Origin of the sequence: Yoonia sp. (genome assembly GCF_042093035.1) — a bacterium.
In the GTDB taxonomy this organism is placed as follows: domain Bacteria; phylum Pseudomonadota; class Alphaproteobacteria; order Rhodobacterales; family Rhodobacteraceae; genus Yoonia.
The window spans coordinates 1-20548 of sequence record NZ_JBELFI010000035.1 but is presented as its reverse complement, the minus strand read 5'-3'; the positions used below and the strand labels follow the sequence as shown (position 1 = coordinate 20548).

Genomic DNA, 20548 nt, shown 5'->3' with positions numbered 1-20548 from the left:
CAAGACCCTGTCATCTCCTGCCGCCGTCATTGCCGCTGGTAGTGCGCCGATCACCGGAACGAGACTGCCATCCAAGGAGAGTTCACCCAATGCGACGGTCTGGGCGGCATCTTCATGGGGGACGATTCCAAGGGCCGCCAACAATGCCAATGCGATAGGGAGATCGAAGTGTGATCCCTCCTTGGGCATATCCGCTGGCGACAGGTTAATTGTAATCCGCTTGGACGGCAGTGCGATGGCCATTGCACTCAGCGCGGACCTGACCCGTTCACGCGCTTCGGACACCGCTTTGTCCGGCAGGCCGACAATCGAAAACGCAGGTATGCCCGGCGCGACGGCGCATTGCACTTCGACCAGTCGCGCTTCGATCCCTTCAAAGGCGACCGTGTAGGCCCGTGCGACCATATCCGCCCCTCCATTCTTGGTTAATCGTTAGGGCGATTGCGTTTAGGAATGGTTAATGCAGTTTTAAGCCTTTGCCGCCGTGACACCCGGCCATGGCTTACGAGGGAGATCTCGCGGGTATGGCCAAGGGGTATATGTTGTCTTCAGCCCCTCGGACCGCCAATGAAGAATAGGTGGATCACAGAGATGCGCATTTGCATACTCCCTTGCGCCGTCGCTGACCGGTAACCCGTAGGCTGCGATGCGCATGGCAACGGGCGCGTAAAACACGTCTGCCAGAGTGTAGTCACCGAACAGCCACGGGCCTTTGCCACCGTGTCGGTCGCGTGCCAGTGACCAAAGCAGCTCAATTCTCCTTAAGTCCTTGCGGACGTTTTCGCTTGCTTCAAAGCCGTCCCAGCAAAACGTCAACATCATTGGGCAGCTTTTGCGTAGCGCACTGAAACTGCTGTGCATCTCAGCCGTTATTGATCGAGCCAGCGCCCTTGCCGCGCGGTCTGTTGGGTAAAAATCGATGTCTGGGTGAGTTTCGACAAGCGTCTCAGCCATGGCAAGGCTGTCCGTAATTACATGCCCTTCGTTCGTTTGCATGACCGGCACAGTCTGCGCCGGTGCCAAATAGGCGAGGTCGTCTTCCATTGTGCCGCTGTAGAGCCCCACCATATTCACTTGATGTGGAATTCCAAATTTCTCCAACATCAGCCAGCCGCGAAGGGACCAACTGCTGAAGGTGCGATCACCGATGTAGAGTTTGTATGTCATGGGCGTTTTTCTAGCCCGCAGGTGCTGCGGATCCCGAATGATCGTTTGTGAACGAAACCATCACGGTCTGTGATTGATGTGCTGAACCTGCCAATCCGATGACCCGCAGTTAATCTTCGTGACCGACAGATTATCTATTTTGTGACCAAAGGCGGCATAGGCATGGAGCCCAAGTGCCCTTTGGACCTGTGTCAGGATCGCTCCGAAATGAGCGACAATAATCAGATCGCCGTGATCTTGTTGCAGATAGCTGTCGATAGCCTGATCCACACGGGCGCGCACTGCATTCCAGCTTTCGCCGTTCGGTGGGGCGACATCCCCCGGCGTTTCCCAGTAGGCGCGTATCGTCTTCGGATCGGCTGCTTCAACTGCGGTGAATGTCTGCATCTCCCAGTCACCGAAGTTGATTTCGCGCAAGGCTGGATCGTTTGGCAGGCGATGAGTTGGGTTGAGCGCGTCTGCGGTCGCCGTTGCGCGGATCAAATCGGAAGAGACAACCGGCGCGTCAGGCAAGAAGTTTCGTAGGCGCCCAAGGGCGGGCTTGTCCGAAAGATCGGCTGGAATATCGGACCAACCGACCATGGCATTTGCATGGGTTGGCCCGTGCCGGACCATCCATAGCCGCGTCACGGTAGGCGCCCTTTCAGAGGCAGAGGCAGACCCGCCATGACAGCGACGACGAGATCGGCACGTTGCGCGATCTGCTGGTTGAGCGCACCTTGCGCATTCCGAAACCGCCGTGAGAGTGCATTGTCGGGGACAATCCCTTGGCCAACTTCATTTGAAACTATCACAACAGGATTGGAAGAAGCGGCGATTGCGTCAAAAAGCGCCTCCCTCTGCGCGTCAAAATCATGCTCACCCAGCATGATGTTGGTGATCCAAAGCGTGGCGCAATCAATTAAAATTGGTTGATTTTGAGGGGCGCCATGCACGGCGGCAGCGATCGCCAGAGGTTCTTCGATTGTGTGCCACGACGTACCCCGGGTTTGCCGGTGCCGCGCAACTTTCTGTGCCATTTCATCGTCATAAACTTGTGCCGTTGCAATATAAGTCGGACAGTTTCCGGCCTTTTTCACAAGGCCTTCTGCATAGTCTGACTTCCCCGAAGCCGCGCCGCCTAGGACGAGAGTGAGCTTGGGCAATGTCATGTGCAAAACTTTTTTTGATCCATGCGCGTCATCGCTCCGTAACAATTTTCAATAACAAAGTTAATGCAACGTGCGACCACTTGGGAGAGTTAACATGGGCGTGACCGGATTTTCTGATCAGACTTTGTCTCGGACGGCAATGAAAGCTGAATTGCTTGATGCCGAGACCGAATTGGCGCTCGCTTATGCGTGGCGTGACCAACGCGACGAAAAGGCGCTGCATCGCCTGATTACTGCCTACATGCGGCTTGCTATTTCTATGGCTTCCAAGTTCAAGCGTTACGGCGCACCGATGAACGACCTTATCCAAGAGGCGTCGGTCGGCCTGATGAAGGCCGCTGACAAGTTCGATCCCGATCGTGGTGTGCGCTTTTCAACCTACGCCGTTTGGTGGATCAAGGCATCGATTCAGGACTATGTTATGCGCAATTGGTCGATGGTGCGCACAGGGTCCACGTCTTCTCAGAAGTCCTTGTTCTTCAACATGCGCCGCGTGCAAGCCCGATTGGAGCGTGAAGCCGCCGCCGAGGGTCGTGCACTTTACCGCCATGAGATGCGCGAGCTGATTGCGATTGAAGTCGGTGTTCCGCTGCATGATGTGGAAATGATGGAAGGCCGCTTGTCTGGCTCCGATTTTTCCCTGAATGCGACACAGTCCGTCGAAGACGAGGGTCGCGAGTGGATTGATGCGCTTGCAGATGACGGCCCGCAAGCTGCTGAGACTGTTGAGAATAGCCACGACAATGACACGCTGCGCCAATGGCTCGTGACAGCACTTTCAGGGTTGAACGACCGCGAGCAATTCATTGTAAGTGAGCGGAAGCTGCGCGAAGATCCACGGACCTTGGAAAGCCTCGGGACCGAGCTTGGGTTGTCGAAAGAGCGCGTGCGACAGCTGGAAGCTGCGGCTTTTGGTAAGATGCGCAAGAGCCTTGAATCCCAAAGTTCTGAAGTTCACGCGTTTTTTGGATAGTCCCTGACATTGTCTTTCCGGTGCCTTGTGACTTAGGTTCAAGTCAACCATCATCGGAGACAGCAAATGCTGGCGGACAAACACATCCTCTTGATCGTTGGGGGCGGCATTGCCGCCTTCAAGTCCTTGGACCTCGTCCGCCGGTTGCGTGATCGCGGCGCGCGCGTGACACCTGTATTGACCTCAGCCGGGGCGCAGTTTGTGACGCCCCTTAGTCTTTCTGCGCTTGCGGCGTCAAAACTGTATCAGGAGCTTTTCGATCTCAATGATGAGGCCGAGATGGGTCATATCGAGTTGTCGCGTTCTGCCGATTTGATTGTGGTGGCGCCAGCGACGGCTGATTTGATGGCCAAGATGGCGGGTGGAATGGCGAATGATCTTGCATCAACCCTTCTGCTGGCCACAGACAAGCGTGTATTGATTGCCCCTTCAATGAATGTGCGGATGTGGGAACATGCCGCGACAAGGCGCAATCTTGCCACTCTTCAAAGCGATGGCATTCTGGTCGTTGGTCCGAACGAGGGCGACATGGCCTGTGGTGAGTATGGCCCGGGGCGTATGGCGGAAGTCTTTGAAATTATTGATGCAATTGACACAGCCCTTGCAGATGGTCCGTTGAAGGGCAAGCATGTATTGGTCACGTCTGGCCCGACCCATGAGCCTATCGACCCAGTGCGCTACATCGCAAACCGCTCATCAGGTGTGCAGGGGACTGCAATTGCAAAGGCGATGATGGCGCTGGGCGCGAAAGTGACGTTTGTGACGGGCCCTGCTGACGTTGCCCCACCAAGCTCTGCCGATGTGATCCAAGTGCAGACTGCGCAGGAAATGTTGGCTGCCGTGAAAGCAGCAAAGCCTGCGGACGCTGCCATCTTTGCCGCAGCGGTAGCCGATTGGCATGTGGTCAACGCAGGCGTTCGCAAAATCAAGAAAGACGGCAATGGCCTGCCTGCGCTCGAATTCGCAGAAAATCCTGACATTCTAGCGACTGTTTCTCAGATGACGGAGGGGCGTCCGAGACTTGTTGTGGGATTTGCCGCTGAAACGGATGACGTTATCGCCAACGCCACATCCAAGCGCAAACGCAAAGGCTGCGATTGGATCGTTGCAAATGATGTGTCGCCGGAGACGGGGATCATGGGTGGCTCTGAGAATGCAGTTACGTTGATTTCCGATGCCGGTGCAGAGGCTTGGCCGCGGATGGGGAAAATGGCGGTGGCGACCCAGCTGGCCAAACGCATAGCAGAGGCGATTGCGTGACTGTGATAGTTGAATTTGCCTGGGAAGACGGGGCGGATCAGAGCCTGGGGTTACCGGCATTCCAGACCTCTGGTGCAGCGGGTGCCGATCTTTGTGCGAATTTGACAGGTGATGCCCAGATCATTTTGGCCCCGATGCAACGCGCGCTCGTTCCGACCGGCCTTCGCATGGCGATCCCGCAGGGATTTGAAGCGCAGATCAGACCGCGTTCTGGTTTGGCGTTGAAGCATGGCGTTACTTTAGCGAATGCGCCGGGAACCATCGACAGCGACTATCGCGGACCATTGGGCGTGATCTTGATAAATCTTGGCGATCAGGCCTTTGCGGTCACGCATGGTATGCGGATTGCGCAGATGATTATTGGGCCAGTGATCCAGCCCGATCTTGTCGCTGTGCCATCACTGGATGTCACCAAACGCGGCGTTGGCGGATTTGGATCAACCGGACAATGATTATGGTCGGCGCGATTGCTGCCACCCTTTGGGTGATTGGCGCAGTAATGAAAGTCCCGAATGCCGCACGCTGGAATATGCTGGCGGTCTTGTTTGCGGGTGTTGTGATTGTTCAATTGGTCTTGCCTGCCGGTCATCCCTTGCGCATGGCGACAGGGGCGGATGCGCGTCTTTGGGCTATCCTGTTTGGCTTTGCTGTGCTGATTTGGGGCTACCGCAAATTGCTTGGCAATCTGCGGGTGCGTGCTAAGCCCCCGCAGGCGCAACCCGAAAAGCCAGACCAATTTTCCGCTACTGAATTGGACCGCTATGCCCGTCATATCATCCTGCGCGAAGTAGGTGGCCCGGGGCAAAAGGCGCTCCGTCATTCCCGTGTTCTTGTTTTGGGTGCCGGTGGACTTGGCTCACCTGCGTTGCAGTATCTCGCGGCGGCTGGTGTCGGCACAATTGGCGTTATCGATGACGACATCGTTGAGAACGCGAATTTGCAGCGACAGGTTATTCATCTCGATCGCAATATTGATGAGCCGAAAGTTCATTCTGCGGCTGAGATGATGATGGCGCAGAACCCTTTTGTCACGGTTCGTCCATATCATCGCAGGTTGGATGCAGAGAATGCCGAAAGCCTGTTCGCTGATTACGATCTGGTACTGGACGGGACCGATAATTTTGACACAAGATACTTGGCGAATGAAACAGCGGTTGCAACCAAGACCCCCTTGATTGCTGCGGCATTGACCCAGTGGGAAGGTCAAATCAGCCTCTATGATCCCAAGCGCGGCACCCCTTGTTATGCCTGTATTTTTCCCCAGGCCCCCGACCCCAGCTTGGTCCCGTCGTGCGCGGAGGCAGGTGTTATCGGTCCGTTGCCCGGTGTCATTGGCGCGATGATGGCAGTTGAAGCGATCAAGGTGATTACCGGGGCGGGGGAGGGGCTTGGCGGTCGGTTGCTGATTTATGACGCCCTCTACGCGCAAACCCGCGTGATCGCAGTAAAACCTGACCCGGACTGTCGGGTCTGTCAGGGGCGTGGTGCCGCGCCCTAGTTTTGGCGGTTTTGCACTGGCAACTCAGCCCTGCGCGCACTACCTCGTTCGCAAAGGAGACTTGCCATGACAAATCCACTGCTCGCTGATTGGGACACACCATTTGGTTTGCCGCCATTCGATCAGATTTCAGATGACGACTATATGCCAGCGGTGGAAGAGGCGTTGGCAGTCTCACGCGCGAATATTGCGGCAATTGCTGAGAACCCGGAAGCGCCTGACTTTGCAAACACGGTTGAGGCGCTTGAGCGTGCGGATGACCTTTTGGGTCGCGTTCTGGGGGCATTTTACAATGTCGCTGGGGCTGACAGCAATCCCGCGCGCGACGCTTTGCAGCGCGACTTTGCACCAATGCTGAGCGCCTACGGCTCCGAGGTGTCAGAGAACAAGGCGCTTTTTGCCCGGATTGAGGCCATTTGGGATCAACGCGATGCACTGGATCTGACGGATGAACAACGGCGTGTCTTGATGCTGACCCGCCGTGGTTTCGTCCGTTCTGGCGCGCAATTGGAGGGCGAAGCGGCGAAAAAACTGAGGGCGGCGAAGGCGCGATTGTCCGTTTTAGGGACGGAATTCACGCAAAACCTGTTGGCTGACGAACGCGGGTGGTCTATGCGCCTTGGTCCCGATGACATGGGCGGCCTGCCGGATTTTGTCGTGGCAACTGCCAAGGCCGCGGGCGTTGAAAAGGGTGCCAATAACCCGGTTGTGACATTGTCACGCTCGTTGATTGTGCCATTCTTGCAGTTTTCTGAACGCCGCGATTTGCGCCAGAAAGCATATGATGCCTGGGGTGCGCGCGGTGCCAATGGGGGCAAGACAGACAACCGCACGATTGCGGCTGAAACCCTCAGATTACGCGAAGAGCGCGCGAATTTACTTGGCTACAATACGTTTGCCGATTTCAAACTTGAAACCGAGATGGCGGGCACGCCACAGGCTGTCCGGGATCTTTTGATGCAAGTGTGGGAGCCCGCCAAAGCGTCAGCGCAAGCCGATGCCGCGATATTGGAGCGCATGTTGCACGCGGATGGTTTTGATGGGCCGCTGGAGCCATGGGATTGGCGCTATTATTCCGAAAAACGTCGCAAGGCATTGCATGATCTCGATGAGGCGCTCCTGAAACCCTATTTGCAGCTCGACCGCATGATCGAGGCCACTTTTGCTTGTGCCAATCGGCTCTTTGGGTTGTCGTTCGCTCCGATTGAGGCGCCGGTTTATCATCCTGATGTGCGCATGTGGGAAGTCACGCGTGACGGCGCGCATGTCGCTGTCTTTATTGGAGATTATTTTGCCCGTGGGTCGAAAAGATCAGGTGCCTGGTGCTCTGCCATGCGCGCCCAACAGCGGCTAAGTGGTGATATCCGGCCCCATGTCGTGAACGTCTGCAATTTTGCCAAACCTGAAGAGGGCAAGCCTGCGTTGCTTTCATATGATGACGCGCGGACTTTGTTTCACGAATTTGGTCATGCGCTGCATCAGATGCTTTCGGACGTGACCTATGAAAGTATTTCTGGCACATCGGTGGCGCGTGATTTTGTCGAATTGCCGAGCCAGCTATATGAGCATTGGCTGGAAGTACCGGACGTACTGGCAGAGTTCGCAACGCACGCTGAAACGGGTGAGGCGATGCCGGAGGATCTGCTCAAACGCATGCTGGGTGCCGCCACCTATGACATGGGTTTTGCGACGGTTGAATATGTGGCCTCTGCGATGGTGGACCTTGGTTTTCATGATGGCCCGGCACCCGCTGACCCGATGCAAAAGCAGGCAGAAATTCTGGAACAGATCGGAATGCCGCATGCAATCCGAATGCGACATGCGACCCCCCATTTTGCGCATGTCTTTGCAGGTGACGGCTATTCGAGCGGTTACTACAGCTATATGTGGTCCGAGGTGATGGATGCGGATGCGTTTGCCGCCTTTGAGGAGGCCGGAGATCCGTTTGATCCTGAAATTGCGAAGCTTCTGGAAGAAACCGTCCTGTCGTCAGGCGGATCGGTTGATGCCGCCGCGCTGTATAAAAGCTTTCGTGGGCGGTTGCCAGGCGTTGAGGCGTTGCTGAAAGGGCGGGGGCTCGACGTAGCGGCCTAGTTCCGGACTTCGGCGTCAGAGACGCCCCAAAGTGCTGACTTTGGGGCCCATCCGCTATAGCCACCTGCGGTGATTTCACACCAATCCGGCGTGCAGTCTTCCAAATCCGCGACAACGCCGCGTTCGAGTAGTGCACGTTCTGTTGCGGTGGCGTCCGGCCGCGCGCGCAGTGCAATTTCGTCCGCCTCAACAATGACAGTGCGTGCGCCTGAAAGCATTCGGTAATGGACCCAGCCACCCAGCCCGTCGCGATCAATAACGCGGCGCCAGTGTCCGTATTCCGCGACAATCTGAAGCGGCATTTCGCGCCTTTTGAAAACCCAATCGATACGGTGCGACAACGACGGCCCGCGCCGGACATTTGCTTCATGAGCCCGCAAGGACACGAAACGGGGCAGAGGCAAATTAGTTTCGGGACCGATTGCCGGTCCCGCATCGTTCTGCTGGGCGTAGCCCAAGGTCGCCCCGAGGATGATCGCGAAAACAGCGATGTGGATCACGCGAAGCCAATGCGCCATGACACCCATTGTTAGCCCTAACTACTCGTTTTCTTGGCGCTCAGTTCTTGTGCTGCGCGTCCCTTTGGCGCAACCTGCCATGCAATGAACGATTTGAAAACCCGGTGGAGGGACTTGGATGCCAGGAAAGCAGTTGAGTGTTGTTGTGACGCGACGGTTGCCCGAGGTTGTTGAGACACGTTTGACCGAGCTTTTCGATGTGAAGCTGCGTGATGACGATACCCCAATGACAACAGATGAGCTGGCAGAGGCGATGGCAACTGCCGATGTTCTGGTCTGTACGATCACCGATCAGATTGATGCGAAGCTTTTGGCGCGCGCCGGTGAAAAGCTCAAGTTGATTGCAAACTACGGAGCCGGTGTTGACCATATCGATGTCAGTACAGCGCGTCAGCGCGGCATTCATGTGTCCAATACCCCAGGTGTTGTGACAGAAGATACCGCTGACATGGTGATGGCGCTGATGATGGCAGTCACCCGCCGGATGGGTGAAGGGATGCGCCTTGCGCAGTCCGGTGACTGGTCCGGCTGGTCCCCGACGGCGATGCTTGGTGGGCGTATTCGGGGTCGTCGTTTGGGGATTTTGGGTATGGGCCGGATTGGGCAGGCCGTCGCCCGCCGCGCCAGCGCCTTTGGCATTCAGGTCCATTATCACAATCGCAAACGCCTGCGCCCCGAGATCGAGGAAGAACTGGATGCAACTTATTGGGAGAGCCTCGATCAGATGGTTGCGCGTGTCGATATCCTGTCGATCAATTGCCCGCATACGCCATCAACCTATCATCTCATGAATGCGCGACGGCTGAAGCTGATGAAGCCCGATGCTGTGATCGTGAACACCTCACGCGGTGAGGTGATCGACGAAAACGCCCTGACGCGGATGCTGCGTGCCGGTGAAATTGCAGGGGCTGGTTTAGATGTGTTTGAACGCGGTCATGAGATCAACCCGCGCCTGAAAGAACTGCCGAACGCGATCCTTTTGCCGCATATGGGGTCGGCTACGCTGGAGGCGCGTATCGAGATGGGCGAGAAGGTGATCGTGAACATCAAGACCTTCGCTGATGGGCACCGACCGCCTGATCTTGTTGTCCCTGCCATGCTGTAGACGACACTGATTTCTGCACCTGCTTGATGCATTGTCGGTTTTGTACATAAAGCGGTCGGCTGGTTCTGTCGCGCATCGCGCATTTTGCGCAGACTGCACTTCAAAGCACGCAGGGAGTCGGGTCTATGAAAACGCAAGTCAAAGCATTGGTTGTTGGTGGTGGCGCTGTCGGCACCTCAATCGCTTATCATCTGGCCAAGGCGGGCTGGGATGATGTGATGCTGTTGGAGCGGGATGAACTAACTTCAGGCTCGACTTGGCACGCGGCGGGCTTGCTGCCGCTTTTCAACATGTCCTTTGCGACTACTCATATCCACAAGTATTCGGTCGATTTCTATAAATCGCTTGAGGCGGAGACAGGTTTGAATGCCGGCTTTGCCGTCGTAGGAAACCTGCGCATGGCCCAGACGCAGGAGCGGATGGACGAGTATATGCTTTATGCCTCCACTGCGGAAACCTGCGACGTGCCCTACGTCTGGATGACCCCTGATGAGATCAAGGCGAAGTGGCCGTTGATCCGGACTGAGGACCTCAAAGGCGCGATTTATCACCACACAGACGGTTATATTAACCCGGCTGATGTGACCCAAGCGATGGCCAAAGGCGCCCGCCAGCGTGGTGTCATGATTGAGCGGAAATGGCAGGCTGATGCATTTTACTGGACCGGCGACGCGTGGGAAGTCACCTGTACGAAGATGGTCGAAAGAGGGGGCAACCTTGTCGCCTCTGATGAGCAGATCGTCATTACCGCTGAACATGTTGTCACGGCCTCTGGCAACCACGCACAAACGACCGCCAAGAAACTTGGTATCAAAATGCCTGCGATCCCGGTTGAGCATCAGTTTATCGTGATGGATCAGGATCCTGAACTGGTGAAATTCCGCGCGGAAGGGAATGTGGAGCATCCGGTCGTGCGCGATGCTGATGCCCAGTCTTACGTGCGCGAAGAGCGCGGCGGCTGGATCTTGGGGGTCTATGAAAAAGGCGCACCGGCCGTCTTTGAACATGGCGTCCCTGACAGCTTTCGTGCCGATCTCTTCCCGCTGGATCTGGAGCGTATCGAAGAGCAGTACATGGCGATGATCCACCGGATGCCGTCCTGTGAAGAAAGTGGTCTGAAGGATGATTTCAATGGCCCGATTTGCTATACGCCGGACGGCAATCCTTTGGTTGGTCCTGCACCGGGGCTGCGCAACATGTGGCTCGCTGAAGGTTTCAGCTTTGGCATTACGGCAGCCGGTGGCACCGGATACTACCTTGCTCAGATGATGGTCGAAGGTGAGGCAGATATCGACATGGCCTCGCTTGATCCCAAGCGCTACGGCGATTGGATGACGACCGAGTTTGCCGCGCGCAAGAACGAAGAATGCTATGACCACGTCTATATCCTGCACCATCCTGATGAAGAGCGGCCAGCTTGCCGTCCTTTGCGCACATCGCCGGCTTATGACCGTCAGGCAGCCCGTGGCGCGCAATTTGGCTTTGTAAATGGCTGGGAACGCCCGAATTACTATGCGCCGATGGGTTTTGACGATCATGCAAGCCGATCCTTCCGCCGCGGTGGTTGGTGGCAATACGCGGTCGACGAGGCAAAGGCTGTTCGCGAAGGTGTCGGCTTGATCGACGCCACGGCATTCACCAAACATATCGTCAAAGGCCCCGGTGCGACGGCGTTTCTGGACTGGTTCACCACCAATAAGCTGCCACGAGTGGGGCGTATCAACCTGACATATGCCTTGACGGATCACGGCACGACGCGCACGGAATATACGATCGTTCGCCTGAAAGATGATGAATACTATCTTGTCTCTGCCGGTGCGTGGACGGACTATGACGCGGATTTCTTGCGCAAGGCCGTTGAGGACAAAGAGCCTGAGTTTGGGCGCATTGACGTGCAGAATGTCACAACACAGTGGGGCGTTTTTGCGATCGCCGGCCCCAAGTCTCGTAATGTCTTGAACGCCGTCATCAGCGACGCCGATCCATCAACTGCGCTGAGCAACAAGCGGTTCCCGTGGCTGTCTGCGAAGCAGATTGAGCTGGGGATGTGTCCGGTGAATGCGATTCGTGTTGCATATACTGGCGAGCTTGGTTGGGAGCTGCATCACCCGATTGAAATGCAGAACTATCTCTTTGATTTGCTCGAAAAAGCGGGGGAGCCACATGGCATGAAGCTGGTCGGCGCGCGTGCGCAAAACTGGTTGCGGCAGGAGAAATCGTATCGTGCATTCGGCACTGAACTTGGACGCGATGCCACCCCGCTTGAAGCTGACCTGCCGCGTTTCGTGGACCTTTCCAAGGACTTCAATGGCAAAGCACAGATGGAGGCGAAAGGTAGTCGCTCCAAGTGCGTGACGTTGCTGATTGATGGACCGGACGATGCCGACCCTTGGGGGCGTGAGGCGCTTTATGACATGGATGGCAACCGGATTGGGCGTTTGACGTCTGGTGGATATTCCGTGGCATTCGAGAAGGCTATCGGGATGGGCTATGTGAAGCCTGAAATGGCAGTTGTCGGGACGAAAGTGCAAGTGAAGATGCTCGATCAGCTTTGGAATGCGCAGATTGTTGAGGACAGTCCTTACGATCCCAAGAATGCGACAATTCGGGTGGATGGTTGACAGGTGACCCCTGAGTAGGATGATCTTAGCCCGTCCCTACACGTCAGAAAGGCACACCAATGTCTGAGAAGATCGCTGTCGAAAACGTCAACACGCCCGGGAAAACAACGAATGTTGATAAGGCGAAATATGATGCCATGAAGCAGGCGATGCGCGCGACCCTTCCGTATTCGGCGCCCGGTTTGACCGCGAAGGAAGCGAAAGAGGCGGCGTTGCCGTATCTGCCCGACGACCTGTTTCCTGCGGGGGCAACTTCAGGCTGGTGGCAGAAATGTGTACAGCTTGATCTTGAGGCTAAGGGTGTGGTTGTTCGCGAAGACACCAAGCCGCTGCGCTTTCATCAGGTTTAGAACGACCTGCGTTTTAAGCGAAGCGCGTCGGGGATAATTCTTCGACCGCGGATTTCGAAATACAGGGTGTGCGTCCTGAAATGAGATCAGCGAGCAGCTGGCTTGCAGCTGGCGATGATTGCATGCCGTAACCACCTTGACCGGCACACCAGATAAATGTGCTGTCTGCTGGATCCGGACCCAGAACCAGCGTCCGATCAGGGGCGAATGTGCGCAAGCCCGCCCAGGAACTGAGCAAGCGCGTGACCTCGATTGTGACATTCTCGCTGAACCGCGCGATGCCTTCTGCCAGCACCATATCGTCGGCATAGGCGTCATGAGGTTCCATGGGTTGCTCTTCGCCGGGTGACACGATCAACGCACCGGCGTCGGGTTTGCTGTACCAGTCTTCGCCGGGGCCAACGACCATTGGCCATCTGCGTAGATCATGGCCATCGGGCGCAGGGATGCGCGCCATTGAACGGCGCATGGGTGTGAAGCCAATTTTTTTAATCCCCGCCATGCCCGCAATGAGATCGCCCCACGCACCTGCAGCGTTGACGATATTGCGCGCAAGGTAAATGTCAGCTTTGGTTTTCACTTCCCAGCCTTGAGGTATGCGCCGGATGGCGGTGACCTGCGATTTGGTCTTGATATGGCTGCCATTTTCACGCGCCATGCGTGCGAAGGTCTGCACCAAGCGGTCCGTGTCGATATCCCATGCATGTGGGTCGAAAGCAGCCATTGTGATCCGACTTTCGTCAAGAATCGGCCATTTGGCCTGCGCCTGCTCGACTGTAATTGGCTCCAGTTGCATGTCATGCCGGTTGCGATTGAATTCTTCTGCCTGTTCCCGACGACCGACAAGCATGAGACCTCTGTCAGACAGGACGTTGGCTTCGAAATGAAAGTCCCTGCTGGCGGTGTTCAGCGCGACTGTCGAGGGCTTGCCGTAGTTTTGCTCAAACAGCGCGGCAGAGCGGCCTGATGCATGATATGCCAATCCGTCTTCGCGTTCGAGAAGTGTCACACTGTCCAATGCGGACAGGCGGGCAGCCGCTGACACGCCTGCGATGCCACCGCCAATGATGAGAAAGTCGATCATGCAGTTTGATCCTTTGCATTTGCCAAAAGTCTGCCATGGCGATGTTGTGATGAAAAGACGCGTGAATGCCTGCGGGAAACGCCAGCGACGAAGTTTGAATCTGCTCCTATTGACACATACAGTTTTCAAATGGCTACTACACGCCAGCAAACTGCGGGTTTTGACAGACAAGAATGACCGGTTTTCCACATGCATCGGCAGGTCAGACAATTGGGCTTTTGGGCGGGTCATTTGATCCGCCGCACGCAGGCCATGTGCATATCACGAAAGCTGCGCTCAAACGATTTGGGCTCGACCATGTGTGGTGGTTGGTCTCGCCGGGCAATCCATTGAAACAGAAGGGGCCAGCGCCCTTGGCTGAAAGGATGCAAGCGTCGCGTGCAATGATGCAGCATCCACGTGTCATGGTGTCAGATATCGAGGCCCGACTTGGCACGCAATTTACCGCACAGACGATAGCGGCATTGCGTCGTCGCTATCCTGCTGTGCGATTTGTCTGGCTGATGGGCGCTGATAATTTGGCGCAATTCCATCTTTGGCAAGACTGGCGCTGGATTATGGACACGGTGCCCGTCGGGGTGATCGCCCGCCCGGGTGACCGGATTTCAGCACGGTTGTCGAAGACCGCGAAGATCTATGCGGATGCGCGGGTTTCGGGGCGAAGCGCGCATATTTTGGGCCGAATGCAAGCACCGGCCTGGTCGTTTGTGAATGTGCCGATGTCGGATCAGTCCTCGACTGCGATCCGCGAGAGAGGGGAATGGTGATGCAGCTTTCTCGGCGTGCGATGTTGGCGGGTGCCGCCTCAACTTTGGCCAGTGTCGTTCTTGCTGATGCACCTGCAACGTCGATGCGGCCCAGGGCCCGCGCACAGCCTGCCGATTACATTGTAAGACGGGTAGCGGATGCGGGTATCACCGGGCATGTCGGTGTTGCTGTTGTTGACCTTGAAACCGGCGTGGCGCTCGAAAGTATCGAAGCGCAAACGGCCCAGCCGCCAGCCAGTGTCACGAAGGCTTTTACCGCTCTTTATGCATTGGAAACGCTTGGTCGCCAGTTCAGATTTGAAACCGGTATTTATGCAAATGGACCGATAAATAATGGTATTTTATATGGTGATTTGATTTTGGCTGGAGGCGGGGATCCAAATTTGGCCACCGATGATCTGGCCGCACTCGCTGCATCTGTCAAGCAAACGGGGTTGTTTGAGGTAAGGGGCGAATTCCTTGTTTGGGACGAAGCGTTGCGCAATGTGGAAGAGATTGATGCCGGTCAACTCGATTACCTTGGCTATAATCCGACCATTACGGGGCTCAATCTCAATTTCAACCGCGTGCATTTTGAATGGAAGCGTGAGGATGACGATTTCGCAATAGCCATGGATGCGCGCAGCACGAATTACAAACCCACGGTAACGGTTTCCCGTATGACGTTGGTTGACCGTCAAAGCCCTGTTTTTACATATCGAAACTTGGGCGATGTGGATCAATGGACTGTCGCGCGGCAATCCTTGAATGACGAAGGCTCACGTTGGTTGCCGGTGCGCCACCCGGCGCGCTATGCTGGAGAGGTGTTTGCAACTTTTGCGCGCAGCCATGGTATTGTTTTGAAGGCGCCGAAGGAAACCACAAACGGACCTGCGGGCCGTCCCCTGGCCACGCTACGGAGCGCTGAGCTGAATGAGATGATGCAGGGCATGTTGCGCTATTCGACCAACTTAACCGCAGAAGCATCAGGCATGATGGCGACAACGCGGCGGGTTGGCGCCACGCGTGGTATGCGCGCATCCGCGCAGGAGATGGGCCGTTGGCTGGCGGAAAGATTTGATGGGATTGCACCTGCATTTATCGACCATTCGGGGCTGGGCGACCGGTCGCGGGTGTCGCCGTTGGATACTGTGAAGATGTTGGCATCGCCCAATGTGCGCGACATCCTGGAGCCGATCATGCGCGAAATCAGGCTTGTTGGTGATGACGACCAAGTCATCGAAATAGGGAATATTGGCGTGCGTGCAAAGACAGGGACGCTAAACTTTGTTTCTACGCTGGCGGGGTATGTCCGAACCGACAAGGGGCGCAATTTGGCCTTCGCGATTTTTGCCTCGGACTTGGACAAGCGCGAGGCTGGCAAGCGTGAAGGCGCCGAAAGACCCCGGGGCGCACGGTCCTGGAACCGCCGTGCACGGGCGTTGCAGCAGGATATCCTCAGGCATTTGGCGCTGCGGTTGCCTGGCTAAAGGGTCATATGACGTGCGCGTGATCCCCGCTCGATCGCAGCGGCATGGAGGCGATCTATGTTCAACTCGTCGCGAATCTCTTCCAACATGCGGACTTCTGGCCCGACCACGTGCCCATCCGCGGCGGCAACATCACATGACAGTGCATATGCTGTTTCGGACAAATGCTCAGGAAGGGCGTCTCGGATCAGACCAAAAAGCGCTTCTAATCCGTCTTCTTGCTCCAGCAGGTCGAAAACCATCTTGGATATGCGTGGAAGACGTTCGGTGTCGTAGCCTGCAAAGATTGGCAGATTGTTGATTGCATTGCTCATTTTCACAAGCTCCGCAGTGCGAATATGCTCGTCAGAGGCGGACATTGCGATCATCAGCGCGGCGAGGCTGTCCTGAGCGGTCATTGGGGCGTCTTCGAGCATGCGTGAATCCTTTGCGTCTACCGCACCCATTTATTGACGCCTTGGCAGTCTCGCAATAGGGAGTGCGCGTTACGGCGATCACAATGAGAGCCGAAAGTTGCGAGAAACACTATGACCGATTTGCGTGAAGCTGCGATGACATCCAAGGCCTGGCCGTTTGTTGAGGCGCGCGCATTGCTCAAACGCTATGAAAACAAGGCACCTGAGAAAGGGTATGTTTTGTTTGAAACGGGATATGGCCCGTCCGGGCTACCGCATATCGGCACGTTCGGAGAGGTTTTGCGCACCACGATGATCCGCCGCGCATTTGAGGTGATTTCCGACATTCCCACCAAGTTGATCTGTTTTTCGGATGATCTGGACGGGATGCGCAAGATCCCCGGCAATGTCCCACAGCAGGAAATGCTGGCTGAGCATATGCACATGCCGCTAACATCTGTCCCCGATCCTTTCGGAACCCATGAGAGCTTTGGGCATCATAACAATGCGATGTTGCGCCGTTTCCTTGACACGTTTGGGTTCGATTATGAATTCTATTCAGCGCGTGAGTTTTATCAAACCGGGCAGTTTGATGAAATCCTTCTGCGTGCTGCGGCCCGCTATGATGATATCATGGCGGTAATGCTGAAGTCATTGCGTGAAGAACGTGCCGAAACTTATTCGATCTTCTTGCCGATCCATCCTGAAACTGGCCGTGTGCTTTACGTCCCGATGAAACATGTCGATGGCGACAAGGGCGAGATTACGTTTGACGACCCTGAGGGCCTTGAATGGACGCTGCCTGTAACTGGCGGCAATGTGAAGTTGCAGTGGAAGCCTGATTTTGGTGCACGCTGGGCGGCACTTGATGTCGATTTTGAGATGTACGGCAAGGAACATGCGACAAATACGGCGATCTACGACCGGATTTGCGAGATATTGGGCGGGAAGAAGCCCAATCACTTTTCTTACGAATTGTTCCTTGATGAGAACGGCCAGAAGATTTCGAAGTCTTCCGGTAACGGCATTTCGATTGATGAGTGGTTGACCTACGCCTCAACGGAAAGCCTCAGCTATTTCATGTATCTCAAACCGAAAACGGCAAAACGGATGCATTTTGATGTGATCCCGAAGGCTGTGGATGAGTACCACCAGCAGCTGCGTGCCTATGAGACGCAGGATGCCACGGGGCGCGCAAACAACCCGGTTTTTCATATACACGGTCCTGATGTGCCTGTCTCCGATATGGTTGTTCCGTTTGCGATGTTGCTCAATCTGGCGTCTGTATCGGGTGCTGAGGATAAAGATACCTTGTGGGGTTTTATTCAGCGTTATGCGCCGGACGCGTCCGCTAAGAAAAACCCGCAGATGGACCGGGCTGCCGATTTTGCGGTGCGCTACTACAACGACTTCGTCAAGCCTGAAAAGACCTACCGTGCGCCTACTGATCGGGAACGTGATGCTCTTGCTGATCTCGCAGAGCGGTTGCGGTCCTGGGATGGCGGTTTGGATGCGGAAGAGCTGCAAACGATGGTGTTTTCCGTTGGCACGGACCACGGTTTTGACCCGCTGCGCGCATGGTTCACGGCGCTCTATGAGGTTCTACTGGGTGCATCGCAGGGGCCAAGGTTTGGCGGCTTTATCGCGCTTTACGGTGTTGATGAAACGATCAAGCTCATAGAACAGCGACTTTCGGCTTGAATTGCGCGTGACATTGCGGGTTTGAAGCTGCGAAGAAACGGAAGCTAGCCGAAAACCAAACCGATTTGGCGTTATGTGCGTATCTGAAGTACGAAGACCCGAACAGTTGGAGGCTCGGATGCGTATTTTGTCACTCGCTATGGCGCTTTGGATCGCTGCATCGTCAACTCTGGCGCAAGAAAACGCGGCCATTGAAGAAGTGATCGGAAGTCAGCTCGATGCTTTTAATGCGCGGGACATTGATGAGGCCTGGACCTATGCCAGCCCGAATATCAAGCGGCTTTTTGGAAGCTCCGGGAATTTCGGTATGATGGTCCAACAGGGCTATCCAATGGTTTGGGACAACGCTGATGTTCGTTTCCTGGAGTTGCGAGATGTGCGCGGAAACCTGTGGCAAAAAGTGATGGTCCGCGACGCGCAGGGTGGTCTGCATCTCCTTGATTATCAAATGGTGGAAACCTCTCAGGGATGGCAAATCAACGGTGTTCAACTGCTGCCCTCACCGGACGTCGGCGCGTGATGTTGCGTACCTCACCGTGACGGCACCCTCAGTCCTTCTTTAGCAACGATCATTAGCCCTTTGGATGAGCGGTCTGTGCGCAAAGCGCGGGCCTTTTGCTTTTCCAAGCCAAAAGGGTCAACTGATGAACAAAGCAATTACAGACGGGATCGTCTTCGATCCACTTCCATTTTCCGCCGGTCTTGCCTTGTGGTCGAGCGGTGATGGTACGCCGGGATCGCCGTCATATGCGTTCAGTGGCGGCGGCACCTTTGTTGCCGCCGATCAGGATTTTGCCGGTTGCCTTGAGATCCTGACACCCGAGCCGACGACAAAGCTCAGGTTCATGGGTGAAACCCCGATCTTGGCGGGCAGCTATCTACAGGTGACAGCCCGTGTAAAGGCCGTGGCCGGACCTTTGCCGGCGGTCGCAATCGCGGGGTGGGCCGGTGCAGGCGGTGGGATGCCAGCCTCTGGGCTGCCGCAAGCTGCATCATCGGTCCAGCTTGCAACCTACGGCGAGGTCGTTGAAATCACGGCCATCATTGCGACGGCCAACCGCAGTGGCGTTGATTTGCCATGGTACGGGGCAGAATACGGACATATCGGGATTGATATTGTCGGGACTGCCGGTGCGTTGATCCGGGTGGATGATATTCGGATTGCGGACGTCTCGACCGCTTTTCTGGGTGATAAGGTCGGACTGATTGATGTGCGGGACTTCGGCGCAATTGGCGACGGCGTGACCGACGACAGTGCGGCGTTCAACGCGGCCGACACTGCGGCAAATGGTCAAACTGTGATGGTGCCCGCAGGAGACTATTTGCTGGGAAACAGCGTAACTATGCAAAGCCCGGTGCGCTTTCAGGGGCGGATCATTCAGTCGCCCACATATCAGTTCATTCTTCAGCGCGACTACGATTATGATGCCTATCTTTCTGCATTTCAGGATGAGGAACTGGCATTCAAGAAAGCCTATCAAGCGCTCATCAACTTTTCAGATCACGATTCGCTTGATCTGTGTGGTCGGCGTGTTCAACTGACTGAACCCGTCGATATGCAGGCCACCGATCCGACGCGCACCCGCTTCGAGACCCGTCGCGTCATTCGCAATGGCCAGTTCCAGCCTGCCGATGGTGCGGCTTGGGATACCGTTGAGGTCACGTCACAAGCGACCTACGCAAGTTCCAATGAAAACCGGCTGACCAATGTTATTGATGCTGCCAGCATTGCGGTTGGTTCATTGGTGAGCGGAAACGGTGTTGGACGCGAAGTCTATGTCAGCGCGGTCAATGTCACCGCGCAAACGGTTGAACTGAGCCGTCCGCTGTTTGATGCTGAAGGTACGCAGGTTTTCACCTTCACGCGCTTTCAATACATGTTGGATTTTTCCGGCTATGAGAAGCTCAGCCAGTTCATTCTGGACGATATTGAATTCCAAGGACGGGGCGTTGCCAGTGGGATCATGATGGCCCCTGACGGGTTTACATTTCATGTGCGTGATTGCTTCATCAATAAACCAAAGGACCGCGGTATCACCTCTCCCGGTATTGGCTGCCAAGGGATGATGATTGACCGCTGCCAGCTGATCTCGGATGAGCAGGCGGTGCCGGTCGCGGATCGCGTCAGTGTTGGTTTCAACACCAACGCCAATGACGTGAAGATCCGCAATAACCGCACCAGCAGGTTCAAGCATTTCTGCGTTCTTGCAGGCTCTGGCAATTTGATAGTTGGCAATCACTGGTTTCATGGTGATGACCAGATCAATGGCGTGCGCAAGGGCGGCGTTGTCATCACACTTCCTAACCCAAAGAGCATTTTCACCGGCAATTACTGCGACAACAACTTCATTGAATGGACGAATGAGCATTCCAGCGATCCGGCACTTGGGGCGCA

20 protein-coding genes are annotated in these 20548 nt (G+C 55.7%); 13 read left to right on the top strand and 7 right to left on the bottom strand.

The window, feature by feature from the left end:
* From ACFDSS_RS06825 to cobU, 4 genes are all read right to left on the bottom strand, one after another.
* On the bottom strand, positions 1-405 hold a 405-nt coding region (locus ACFDSS_RS06825), incomplete at its 3' end, for a magnesium chelatase domain-containing protein (protein WP_375255017.1).
* Positions 406-468: 63 nt separating this feature from the next.
* The gene (locus ACFDSS_RS06820; protein ID WP_375255016.1) at positions 469-1167 is read right to left on the bottom strand and encodes a glutathione S-transferase; all 699 of its coding nucleotides are present in this window, start codon (positions 1165-1167) and stop codon (positions 469-471) included.
* A gap of 60 nt (positions 1168-1227) precedes the next feature.
* On the bottom strand, positions 1228-1797 hold the full coding sequence (locus ACFDSS_RS06815; RefSeq protein ID WP_375255015.1) for a histidine phosphatase family protein: 570 nt from the start codon (positions 1795-1797) through the stop codon (positions 1228-1230).
* Positions 1794-2318 (bottom strand): bifunctional adenosylcobinamide kinase/adenosylcobinamide-phosphate guanylyltransferase, encoded by a 525-nt coding sequence (cobU, locus tag ACFDSS_RS06810; protein WP_375255014.1) that lies wholly within the window; start codon positions 2316-2318, stop codon positions 1794-1796. The genes ACFDSS_RS06815 and cobU overlap by 4 nt, the downstream gene beginning before the upstream one ends.
* A 94-nt stretch (positions 2319-2412) precedes the next feature.
* Between cobU and ACFDSS_RS06805 the strand changes: the two genes are divergently transcribed.
* The 5 genes from ACFDSS_RS06805 to ACFDSS_RS06785 all read left to right on the top strand — a co-directional run bounded on the left by ACFDSS_RS06805 (position 2413) and on the right by ACFDSS_RS06785 (position 8143).
* Positions 2413-3291 (top strand): RNA polymerase factor sigma-32, encoded by an 879-nt coding sequence (locus tag ACFDSS_RS06805; protein WP_375255013.1) that lies wholly within the window; start codon positions 2413-2415, stop codon positions 3289-3291.
* Positions 3292-3357: 66 nt separating this feature from the next.
* Positions 3358-4551 carry a bifunctional phosphopantothenoylcysteine decarboxylase/phosphopantothenate--cysteine ligase CoaBC gene (coaBC, locus tag ACFDSS_RS06800; RefSeq protein ID WP_375255012.1) on the top strand — a complete coding sequence of 398 codons (1194 nt, stop codon included), beginning with the start codon at positions 3358-3360 and terminating at the stop codon, positions 4549-4551.
* Positions 4548-5003, top strand: a complete 456-nt coding sequence (gene dut, locus ACFDSS_RS06795; protein WP_375255011.1) for a dUTP diphosphatase — start codon at positions 4548-4550, stop codon at positions 5001-5003. Before coaBC ends, dut begins: the two co-directional genes overlap by 4 nt.
* Positions 5000-6049, top strand: coding sequence for a ThiF family adenylyltransferase (locus ACFDSS_RS06790; protein WP_375255010.1), 1050 nt, complete (start codon positions 5000-5002; stop codon positions 6047-6049). Before dut ends, ACFDSS_RS06790 begins: the two co-directional genes overlap by 4 nt.
* Positions 6050-6115: 66 nt before the next feature.
* A complete protein-coding gene (locus ACFDSS_RS06785) occupies positions 6116-8143 on the top strand; it encodes a M3 family metallopeptidase (RefSeq protein WP_375255009.1) in 2028 nt (675 codons plus the stop codon).
* Here ACFDSS_RS06785 and ACFDSS_RS06780 read toward each other — a convergent pair.
* Positions 8140-8670 carry an SH3 domain-containing protein gene (locus ACFDSS_RS06780; protein WP_375255008.1) on the bottom strand — a complete coding sequence of 177 codons (531 nt, stop codon included), beginning with the start codon at positions 8668-8670 and terminating at the stop codon, positions 8140-8142. The genes ACFDSS_RS06785 and ACFDSS_RS06780 overlap by 4 nt on opposite strands.
* A 109-nt stretch (positions 8671-8779) precedes the next feature.
* Here ACFDSS_RS06780 and ACFDSS_RS06775 point away from each other — a divergent pair, with 109 nt between their 5' ends.
* The 3 genes from ACFDSS_RS06775 to ACFDSS_RS06765 all read left to right on the top strand — a co-directional run bounded on the left by ACFDSS_RS06775 (position 8780) and on the right by ACFDSS_RS06765 (position 12737).
* Positions 8780-9766, top strand: a complete 987-nt coding sequence (locus ACFDSS_RS06775) for a 2-hydroxyacid dehydrogenase (RefSeq protein WP_375255007.1) — start codon at positions 8780-8782, stop codon at positions 9764-9766.
* Between the two features lie 125 nt (positions 9767-9891).
* Positions 9892-12387, top strand: a complete 2496-nt coding sequence (locus ACFDSS_RS06770) for an FAD-dependent oxidoreductase (RefSeq protein WP_375255006.1) — start codon at positions 9892-9894, stop codon at positions 12385-12387.
* 59 nt (positions 12388-12446) lie between these two features.
* Complete coding sequence (locus tag ACFDSS_RS06765; RefSeq protein ID WP_375255005.1) at positions 12447-12737, top strand: hypothetical protein; 291 nt, start codon at positions 12447-12449, stop codon at positions 12735-12737.
* A gap of 13 nt (positions 12738-12750) precedes the next feature.
* Here ACFDSS_RS06765 and ACFDSS_RS06760 read toward each other — a convergent pair whose 3' ends face one another.
* Entirely contained in the window at positions 12751-13821 is a 1071-nt protein-coding gene (locus tag ACFDSS_RS06760; protein WP_375255004.1) for an NAD(P)/FAD-dependent oxidoreductase, read from the bottom strand.
* Between the two features lie 173 nt (positions 13822-13994).
* Here ACFDSS_RS06760 and ACFDSS_RS06755 point away from each other — a divergent pair, with 173 nt between their 5' ends.
* Both ACFDSS_RS06755 and dacB read left to right on the top strand, forming a co-directional pair.
* The gene (locus tag ACFDSS_RS06755; protein ID WP_375255003.1) at positions 13995-14588 is read left to right on the top strand and encodes a nicotinate-nucleotide adenylyltransferase; all 594 of its coding nucleotides are present in this window, start codon (positions 13995-13997) and stop codon (positions 14586-14588) included.
* The gene (dacB, locus tag ACFDSS_RS06750) at positions 14588-16057 is read left to right on the top strand and encodes a D-alanyl-D-alanine carboxypeptidase/D-alanyl-D-alanine-endopeptidase (RefSeq protein ID WP_375255002.1); all 1470 of its coding nucleotides are present in this window, start codon (positions 14588-14590) and stop codon (positions 16055-16057) included. The genes ACFDSS_RS06755 and dacB overlap by 1 nt, the downstream gene beginning before the upstream one ends.
* Here the strand turns inward: dacB and ACFDSS_RS06745 are convergent.
* Positions 16054-16473 (bottom strand): tellurite resistance TerB family protein, encoded by a 420-nt coding sequence (locus ACFDSS_RS06745; protein WP_375255001.1) that lies wholly within the window; start codon positions 16471-16473, stop codon positions 16054-16056. The genes dacB and ACFDSS_RS06745 overlap by 4 nt on opposite strands.
* A gap of 111 nt (positions 16474-16584) precedes the next feature.
* On the opposite strand from ACFDSS_RS06745, the gene ACFDSS_RS06740 reads away from it, so the two are divergent.
* The 3 genes from ACFDSS_RS06740 to ACFDSS_RS06730 form a co-directional block, all read left to right on the top strand.
* Positions 16585-18153: a lysine--tRNA ligase gene (locus ACFDSS_RS06740; RefSeq protein ID WP_375255000.1), complete on the top strand. Its 1569-nt coding sequence runs from the start codon at positions 16585-16587 to the stop codon at positions 18151-18153.
* A 118-nt stretch (positions 18154-18271) separates the two neighbouring features.
* Positions 18272-18673, top strand: a complete 402-nt coding sequence (locus tag ACFDSS_RS06735) for a DUF4864 domain-containing protein (RefSeq protein WP_375254999.1) — start codon at positions 18272-18274, stop codon at positions 18671-18673.
* Between the two features lie 124 nt (positions 18674-18797).
* A partial coding sequence (locus ACFDSS_RS06730) for a glycosyl hydrolase family 28-related protein (RefSeq protein ID WP_375254998.1) occupies positions 18798-20548 on the top strand: 1751 nt, incomplete at its 3' end.